This window comes from Streptomyces sp. CLV115 (assembly GCF_038448545.1).
In the GTDB taxonomy this organism is placed as follows: Bacteria; Actinomycetota; Actinomycetes; order Streptomycetales; family Streptomycetaceae; genus Streptomyces; species Streptomyces sanglieri.
The window spans coordinates 1-8150 of the sequence record NZ_JBCEWQ010000244.1 but is presented as its reverse complement, the minus strand read 5'-3'; the positions used below and the strand labels follow the sequence as shown (position 1 = coordinate 8150).

Annotated in this window: 6 protein-coding genes; 5 read left to right on the top strand and 1 reads right to left on the bottom strand. The window is 73.3% G+C overall.

Annotated features, from left to right (window positions below; all coding sequences use genetic code 11):
- Positions 1-503: 503 nt before the first annotated feature.
- From AADR41_RS40000 to AADR41_RS39990, 3 genes are all read left to right on the top strand, one after another.
- On the top strand, positions 504-2336 hold the full coding sequence (locus tag AADR41_RS40000; protein WP_342287213.1) for a serine/threonine-protein kinase: 1833 nt from the start codon (positions 504-506) through the stop codon (positions 2334-2336).
- 72 nt (positions 2337-2408) lie between these two features.
- Positions 2409-3608 (top strand): cyclic dehypoxanthinyl futalosine synthase, encoded by a 1200-nt coding sequence (gene mqnC, locus AADR41_RS39995; protein ID WP_342287212.1) that lies wholly within the window; start codon positions 2409-2411, stop codon positions 3606-3608.
- Positions 3609-3630: 22 nt separating this feature from the next.
- The gene (locus AADR41_RS39990) at positions 3631-4257 is read left to right on the top strand and encodes a hypothetical protein (protein WP_342287211.1); all 627 of its coding nucleotides are present in this window, start codon (positions 3631-3633) and stop codon (positions 4255-4257) included.
- 129 nt (positions 4258-4386) lie between these two features.
- Here the strand turns inward: AADR41_RS39990 and AADR41_RS39985 are convergent, their stop codons facing one another.
- Positions 4387-5145: a DUF3152 domain-containing protein gene (locus AADR41_RS39985; RefSeq protein WP_342287209.1), complete on the bottom strand. Its 759-nt coding sequence runs from the start codon at positions 5143-5145 to the stop codon at positions 4387-4389.
- A gap of 136 nt (positions 5146-5281) precedes the next feature.
- Here AADR41_RS39985 and AADR41_RS39980 point away from each other — a divergent pair, with 136 nt between their 5' ends.
- Both AADR41_RS39980 and AADR41_RS39975 read left to right on the top strand, forming a co-directional pair.
- A complete protein-coding gene (locus AADR41_RS39980; RefSeq protein ID WP_342287207.1) occupies positions 5282-5974 on the top strand; it encodes a demethylmenaquinone methyltransferase in 693 nt (230 codons plus the stop codon).
- 218 nt (positions 5975-6192) lie between these two features.
- Positions 6193-8150: zinc-ribbon domain-containing protein (locus tag AADR41_RS39975; protein ID WP_446751195.1), on the top strand; the 1958-nt coding region annotated here is incomplete at its 3' end.

Below are 8150 nucleotides of genomic sequence, written 5' to 3'. Positions count from 1 at the left end.
GGGGGCGAGAGCGGGGCGCGGGTTCGCGGTGCGGGTCGCGGTTCGGAGTGTGGGCGCGGTTCGGAGTGTGGGGGCGCCGGGCGTGCGACCGGCGCGGGAATGGGCAGGGATATAGGTGAATCCCGTACCTTTCGGGATCGCTTATCCCTTCTCCCGCCTTCTCTCGCCTTCCTGCGCGCTGCGCGCTTCTCGCGCCTTCTTCCGCTTCCCGCACCTTCTTCCGACGCATCTCCCGCCGCCTCTCTCCATGCGTTTCTGCCGCTACGGCCTCGATTCGGGTTAATACGCGTCGAATAGTCGATTCCCGGACGGGGTTCGCCGGGTGTCCCGGCCGGCCGTGGAATCGCTCGGGTGAACGACGCATTCACGCCTTTTGTTGTGTCGAAAGCCGTTGTTCGTTCCCATAGGGGCGAAATAGGCGGATGGTTTCCTCTGTGACCCGATGACCTTCGCCCCCTAGGCTTCGGTCGGAGGTCAGGCCGGTCCACAGGGGGAGTGTCCATATGCAGCCGCTGGAAGCCGGCGAACCGCTGACCATCGGTGCCTACCGATTGCTCGGCAGGCTCGGTGCGGGCGGCATGGGCCGGGTCTATCTGGGGCGCAGCGCGGGCGGACGCACCGTCGCGGTCAAGGTCGTGCACCCCCATTTCGCGCTGGACGAGCAGTTCCGCGCGCGCTTCCGGCGCGAGGTGGACGCGGCCCGGCGGATCGGCGCGCAGTGGACGGCCCCGGTGCTGGACGCCGACCCGGACGCGCCCATTCCGTGGGTCGCCACCGGTTACGTGGCCGGCCCCGCGCTCTCCGCCGCCGTCGCCGAGCACGGCCCGCTGCCCGAGAACGCGGTACGGACGCTGGGCGCCGGCCTCGGGGAGGCACTGGCCGCGGTGCACGGACAGGGCCTCATCCACCGTGATGTGAAGCCGTCCAACGTACTGCTGGCCCTGGACGGCCCCCGGCTGATCGACTTCGGCATCGCCCACGCCATCGGCGCCACCGCCTCGCTCACCTCCACCGGGGTCTCGGTCGGCTCGCCCGGCTACATGGCGCCGGAGCAGATCCGGGGCGTCGACATCTCGGGCGCGGCCGACATCTTCTCGCTCGGCGCGGTGCTCGCGTACGCGGCGACCGGTACCGCCCCCTTCCTCGGCGACTCCTCCGCCGTACTCCTCTACAAGGTGGTGCACGAGGAGCCCGAGCTGGGGGAGCTGGAGGGGGACCTGCGGGAGCTGGTCGCCGGGTGCCTGGCGAAGGAGCCCGAGGACCGGCCCACGCCCATGGAGCTGGCCCGGCGGCTGGCACCGGGCGGGGCCGCCGCGCTGGTGGCGGCCGGCTGGCTGCCCGGGCCGCTGGTGCGCGAGGTCAGCCGGGCCGCGGTCGCGCTCCTGGACCTGGAACCGCAGGACGCACCGGCGCAGTCGGGGCCGGTGCCGTTCAGCGGGGCGGAGTGGGGTGCCGACGGCGCCGGCGAGGGCAGCGGCCCGAGCGGTTCCGGGGGCCTGGGCGGCGGGTTCGGATCACCGGCCGAGCCCTTCCCCACGCACGATCCGACCCGGCTGTCCCACCCGGGCGTGCTGCCCTCGTGGCCCGCGACCGCCGGCGCGGCCCAGTCGGCCAGGACGTCGGGGGCGTTCGGCCCGCCGCCGCGGACCGGGCCCTCCGGGATGCCCGGGCAACGCGCGGCCGACCCGCATTTCTCCGTCACCGTCAGCGCGGACTCCGGCCCGGCCCGGCCGGACACGAACCGCGGCCGGCGGCTCAGCTGCACCGTCGCCCTCGCGGTGGCGGGCGCGCTCGCCGCGGTGACCGTGGGCAGCGCGTTCCTCTTCGACCTGCTGCCGGGCGGCGGCAGCAGGAACGGCGCCGAGCACGGCAACGTCGGCAGCAACCCGCCCGCCGCCACCGCGTCCGGCCGGCCGTCGCAGCCCGCGGACTCGGCAACCGCGGCCCCGGAGCAGATCGCCGAGCTGCCGAAGGCGTTCATCGGCACCTGGAAGGGCCCGGTCACCGAGAAGACCACCGGGGCGCCGCACGGCACCCTCACCGCCGTGTTCACCGCGGGGAAGAAGGGCACGGACGTGGTCAGGATGAACACCGAGATCAGCGGCCTCGGGACCACCGTCAGCTGCAACAGCGTCGCCAGCCTCACCTCCGGCACCGCCGAGGAGCTCACCCTCCACGAACGTGTCGACCCGGACCGCCCCAGCACCCCGGCCCTGTGCACCTCCACCACCACCGACGTCCACTTCACCCTGACCTCCGACGGCACCCTGAGTTTCCGGTCCGAGGAGCGGGGCGCGGGCCTGCCGTACGCCACGCTCACCAGGTCCGGCGGCTGACCCCGAGAGGGGCTGGCGTACGCTGAACCGGTCCGTAGATCCGTTGAAAAACCGCCGAAAGGTGACAGCCCGGTGACCGAGAAGGCCGACCTTCAGCCCATCCTCGACCGAGCCGCCGAGGGCGGTCGGATCTCTCCGGAGGAGGCGCTCGACCTCTACCGTTCGGCGCCGCTGCACGCACTGGGTGCGGCCGCCGACGCCGTGCGCCGACGCCGTTACGCCGGTACGGAGCACATCGCGACGTACATCATCGAGCGCAACATCAACTACACGAACGTCTGTGTCACGGCCTGCAAGTTCTGCGCCTTCTACGCCGCGCCGAAGGACACCGCCAAGGGCTGGACGCGCGACCTCGACGACATCCTGCGCCGCTGCGCGGAGACCGTCGAACTCGGCGGCACGCAGATCATGTTCCAGGGCGGGCACCACCCGGACTACGGCGTCGAGTACTACGAGGAGCACTTCTCCGCGATCAAGAAGGCGTTCCCGCAGCTGGTCATCCACTCGCTGGGCGCCTCCGAGATCGAGCACATGGCCCGGATCTCCAAGGTCTCCGTCGAGGAGGCCATCCAGCGCATCCACACCGCCGGTCTCGACTCCTTCGCGGGAGCCGGCGCCGAGCTGCTGCCGGCCCGGCCGCGCAAGGCGATCGCCCCGCTCAAGGAGTCCGGCGAGCGCTGGCTGGAGATCATGGAGGCGGCGCACCGCCTCGGCGTCGAGTCCACCTCCACCATGCTGATGGGCACCGGCGAGACCAACGCCGAGCGCATCGAGCACCTGCGGATGATCCGCGACGTACAGGACCGGACGGGCGGCTTCCGCGCGTTCATCCCGTACACGTACCAGCCGGAGAACAACAAGCTGAAGGGCCAGACGCAGGCCACGCTCTTCGAGTACCTGCGGATGATCGCCATCGCCCGGATCTTCCTGGACAACGTCGCCCACATCCAGGGCTCCTGGCTGACCACCGGCAAGGAGGTGGGCCAGCTGTCGCTGCACTACGGCGCCGACGACCTGGGCTCGATCATGCTGGAGGAGAACGTCGTCTCCTCGGCCGGTGCCAAACACCGCTCCAACCGCCTGGAGATCATCGACCTGATCCGCAAGGCGGACCGGGTGCCGGCCCAGCGCGCCACCACCTACGAACACCTCGTCGTCCACGACGACCCGGCGAACGACCCGGTCGACGAGCGTGTGGTCTCGCACATCTCGTCCACGGCGATCGACGGCGGCACGGCCCACCCGGAGCTGAAGCTCCTCGGCGCCAACTGAGCCCGGCCGGTCCGAGGCAGCCTTGCTGACAGTTCACGCCGCCGACGCGGTCATCGGCGCCCCGGACGGGGCGGACTCCGTGGCCGTGGACGGCGGCACGGTCGTCGCCATCGGCCGGTACGCGGAGCTGACCGCCGCCCGTCCGCAGGCCAGGGTCAGGCGCTGGTCCGGGCTGATCACCCCCGGGCTGCTGAACGCGGCGGCCCCGGCCCTGCTGGAGGCCGCCTACCACCCGGACCCGCGCGAGGCCGACGAGCACGGCACCGAACCGCTCACCGGCGACGCGCTCACCGCACTCGGCATGGACGACGCCCGCTGGGGCGCGAGCGCCCGGCGCGGGCTGCAACGGATGCTGCGGCACGGCACGACCGCCGTGCGGGGCCCGTTCACCCGCCCCGCCGTACGCACCGCGGTCGCCCGCTCGGGGCTGCGCGTCCACGCCCCCGGCCCTGCGCCGGAAGCGGCGTCGCTCGACCCACTGGCATCCGTGCCGGAGCCGGGCGACGCGTTCGCGGCGGCGCTGACCGTCGGCGGCCCCGCGGACCTGGCGGTGTTCGGCGTACCGGACCTGGCGGCCCTGCGCACCGAGGGCGCCGGGAGCTGCACGGCGACGGTGCTCGGCGGGCGGCTGGTCTTCCGCCGCAGCTGACGCGCGCGGTTGATGCGGACGCGCGGTGGTGTGCGCGAACGGTTGATGTGTACGCGCGGTTGACGCGCACGGTTGACTACGTGTGCGTGGTCGACATGCGCGCACATAGGCACGTACGCGCGGGCCGGCTCACGGGACCTGCGGGCCGCCCAGGTAGCGGCCCTCGGCGTCGTACGGCCAGGCGTTGGAGACGCACCCCTTCAGCCCGTATATCTGCTGCATCATCGCGGGGGCGGGGCGCCCCTTGCCCGAGCAGGTCTCGTGGCCGTGGCCCAGCCAGTGGCCGACCTCGTGATTGATGATCAGGGCCCGGTACTCGGCGAGCGGGCCGTGGAACTCGGGCGATCCCCGCTGCCAGCGCTTGAGGTTGACCATGACGTCGGTGCCGACCCGGCAGTTCACCTCGCCATGGGTGTCGAGGCCGCTCCTGCCGCAGATGGCGTCGGTGGTCCCCGGCGTGGCGATCCGGATGACGAGCCCGGCCGGCCCTTCGGAGACCCGGCGGAAGGTGTGCTCGCCGTGGTGCGACCAGCCGCGTGGCGCGGCCAGGATCCCGGCGATCTCGGCGGCGGCCCGGTCCGGGTCGACGCCCGATCCGTTCTCCACCTCGACCCGGTACGCCATGCCCTTGCTCCGGCCCGCGCCCTTGTCCTTCTTGTCCCCGCCCCTGTCCCCGGCATCGGGAGCACCGGCGACGGTGAACGTGCCGGCGCCCGGCGAACTCCCGGACGCGGACGGCGTGGACGCCTTCCCCTCGGCGCCGGTGCTCTCCCGGGGCCCCAGCACGGCGGCGGCACAGAGCAGCGCCACCGGGACGGCGACGGCGACGAGCAGGCGACCCCGGCGGCGTTCCGGCTGCGACCTGACGCGTGCGTCTCGTACGGACATCTGGGCTCCCCCCTGGATCCCGGTGGCTCGGTGCCCCTTCAGTCTGACCGCCGGTGGAACGGATTGGTTCAGTCCACTCGGGTAACGACTTGCGACCGGCGCGGAGCGGCCGGGACCGGGCTGCTTGAATGGGTGGGTGACCCGAGCATCCCTGGACAAGCAGCCGCACGAAGTCGCCACGATGTTCGACGGCGTGGCGGCGAACTACGACCTCACCAACGACGTGCTGTCGCTCGGCCAGGCCCGGCTGTGGCGCAAGGAGGTCGCGAAGGCGGTGCACGCCCGGCCCGCGGAGAAGATCCTCGACCTGGCCGCGGGCACGGCGACGTCGTCACTGCCGTTCGCCGCGACGGGCGCGTACGTCGTGCCGTGCGACTTCTCCCTCGGCATGCTCCAGGAGGGCAAGAAGCGCAACTCCTGGCTGCCCTTCACCGCGGGCGACGCCACCAGGCTGCCGTTCCGTGACGAGACCTTCGACGCGGTGACGATCTCCTTCGGGCTGCGCAACGTCCAGGACACGGACGCGGCGCTGCGCGAGCTGTACCGGGTGACCAAGCCGGGCGGCCGGGTGGTGATCTGCGAGTTCTCTTCGCCGACCTGGACGCCGTTCCGCACGGTCTACACCGAGTACCTGATGCGGGCGCTGCCGCCGGTCGCCCGCGCGGTGTCCTCCAACCCCGACGCGTACGTCTACCTCGCCGAATCCATCCGTGCCTGGCCCGACCAGCCCGGACTCGCGGCCGCGCTCCAGCGGGCCGGCTGGTCGAAGGTCGCCTGGCGCAACCTCACGGGCGGTGTGGTGGCGCTGCACCGGGGCGTACGCCCCTGAGCGCGGTCCCGCTTGCCGCAGGCAACGCCCCTTGTGGACGGCGCCCTTTGCGGACGGCGCCCCTTGCAGACGGCGCTTCTTGCTGTCGGCGCCTCCTGTAGGCAACGCTTCGGCGAATTCCGGCGCAGGGAACCGGGTGGCGGGGTAGACGTGTCCGTTGAAACGCACATGTCTTCCCCGACGTCGTCCCCCTCCCCGTTCCTGCCGCCGGAGCCCGCATGCCGTTGTACTGCCCCTTCTGTGGAACACCGGCCCCGGACGGGGCGCGCTTCTGTATGAAGTGCGGGCGCGAACGCCCGACGACCACCGACGCGGCACCGGTCGCCGCCCCGCCGGCCATGCCGGCCGCTCCGCCCCGGCCCGAGCCGCTCGGACCGCTGTCCCACCAGCCCCCGCCGCCCGGCCACACGCCGATGCCGGCCGCTCCACCTCCGCCGGGCCCGCCCGGCCAGGTGGTTCCGTCGCCCCTCGGCGCCTTCTTCGGCCGGACCTTCCGGGGCGACTGGGCGGGTTCGGCGAAGGCGGCCGCCTGGCCCACCGGAGTGATCCTGGCCCTCGCGGTCGCGCTCGCCGTCCCCTCGTACGGGCAGGGCGACGACATCGTCGTCGGCTGGGGCGACCGGCTGCGGATCGCGCTGGCGATGCTGCTCCAGGCGTTCGGCGGCGGCTTCGAGCTGCGGTCCACCGGCCCGTTCGGCGGCGGTTTCGAGAGCGGCGGTCCCTACGGCGACGGCGATGCCGGCGGCATGTCGCAGGGCGGCGCCTCGCTGGCCGTGGTCCCGCTGACCGTCACCGCGCTGTGGGTGGGCGCGCTGGTCCTCGGCGCCCGCCGGGCCCGTGCGCAGGGCGGCGGACTGGAGGCGGCGGTACGGATCGGCCTGGTGGCCTCCGCCGCCGTGCTGGTCCTCGGACTGTTCGCCCAGCCCGATGTCGCGGGCGTATCGGTCTCGTCCGCGCCGCTCCTCGCCACGCTCGGGGCGCTGGTCATCTCGCTGCTCGTCACCGGCGGAGTGCTCCAGCGCGACGCCGCGGCACAGTGGCTGGCCGCGCGCCCGGCGGCGCTCACCACGGTCCGGGCGGTGGGAACGGCCGTACGGGCCCTCGGCGCGGTGCTCCTGCTCTGCGGCCTGGTCGGGTACATCGTGTACGCCAACACCGACGGCGTGGACGGCGAGGCCATGCTGATCGCGCTGCCGCTGCTGCCGAACATCGGCCTGGCGGTGCTCGGGCTGAGCTGGGGCGCCCCGGTCGAGTACGACATGCGCGGACGGATGAACCTCTTCGGCTCGGGCCTGGAGCACGGCTCCGTCGGGCTGTCCGAACTGGGCGAGGAAGTGAACGGCTGGGCGGTGACCGGAGCGCTGGCCATCGGGCTGGTCTGTGCGCTGGCCGTGGGCCTCTGGGCCGCGCGGCGTTCGGCGGACCGCCGCGAACAGGCCACTGCGGGCGCGCTGTTCCTCGGGATGTTCCTGGTGCTCAGCGGCATCGGCGGAGTGTCCTTCGAGCTGTCGGGCGGCTTCGGGGACATGGGCGGCCAGGGCACGGCGGAGCTGGCGACGAGCGGGTCGGACGCGCTGCTGTTCGGCCTGCTCTGGGTGGGCGGCGCGGTGCTCGTGGCACCGCATCTGCTGCGGCTGACGGGGCGGGCGAATCCGGCCGCGCCACAGGCGCCGGTGCCGGGGCCGGTGCCGGGGCCGGTGCCGACATTGGGTTCGGCACCGGGGCCCGAGCCCATGCAGACGCCCATGCAGTCTCCGTCGCCGATGCCGCCGCTTCCGGGCACGGCGCCGGAGGCCCCGACAACGGTGGTCCCGCCGACGCCGGCCGCGTACGGCCCCGCTGCGGCGGACCCGACCCCGCCCCCGTACGACATGCAGACCGTCGCACTGCCCACCGATCCCGCACCCACAGCGGCCCCCACATCCGCACCCGCACCCACACCCGCATCCGCGACCATCGCCCCGCCCGGCTCCCGCAAGCGCTCCGCCCTCGTCTGGACCGGCACCCTCGTCGCGGCGCTGCTCGTCGGTGGTGGGGCGACGGCCGGGGTACTGACCCTGACGGACGGCGCAGGCGGAGGCGGGGCCGGAGCGGTCGAGGACGACAGGCCCACCGCCGAGGCCCGGAACAGCAGGCCACCCTCGGCCGAGCCGACGCGGCAGCAGACCCCCTCCAC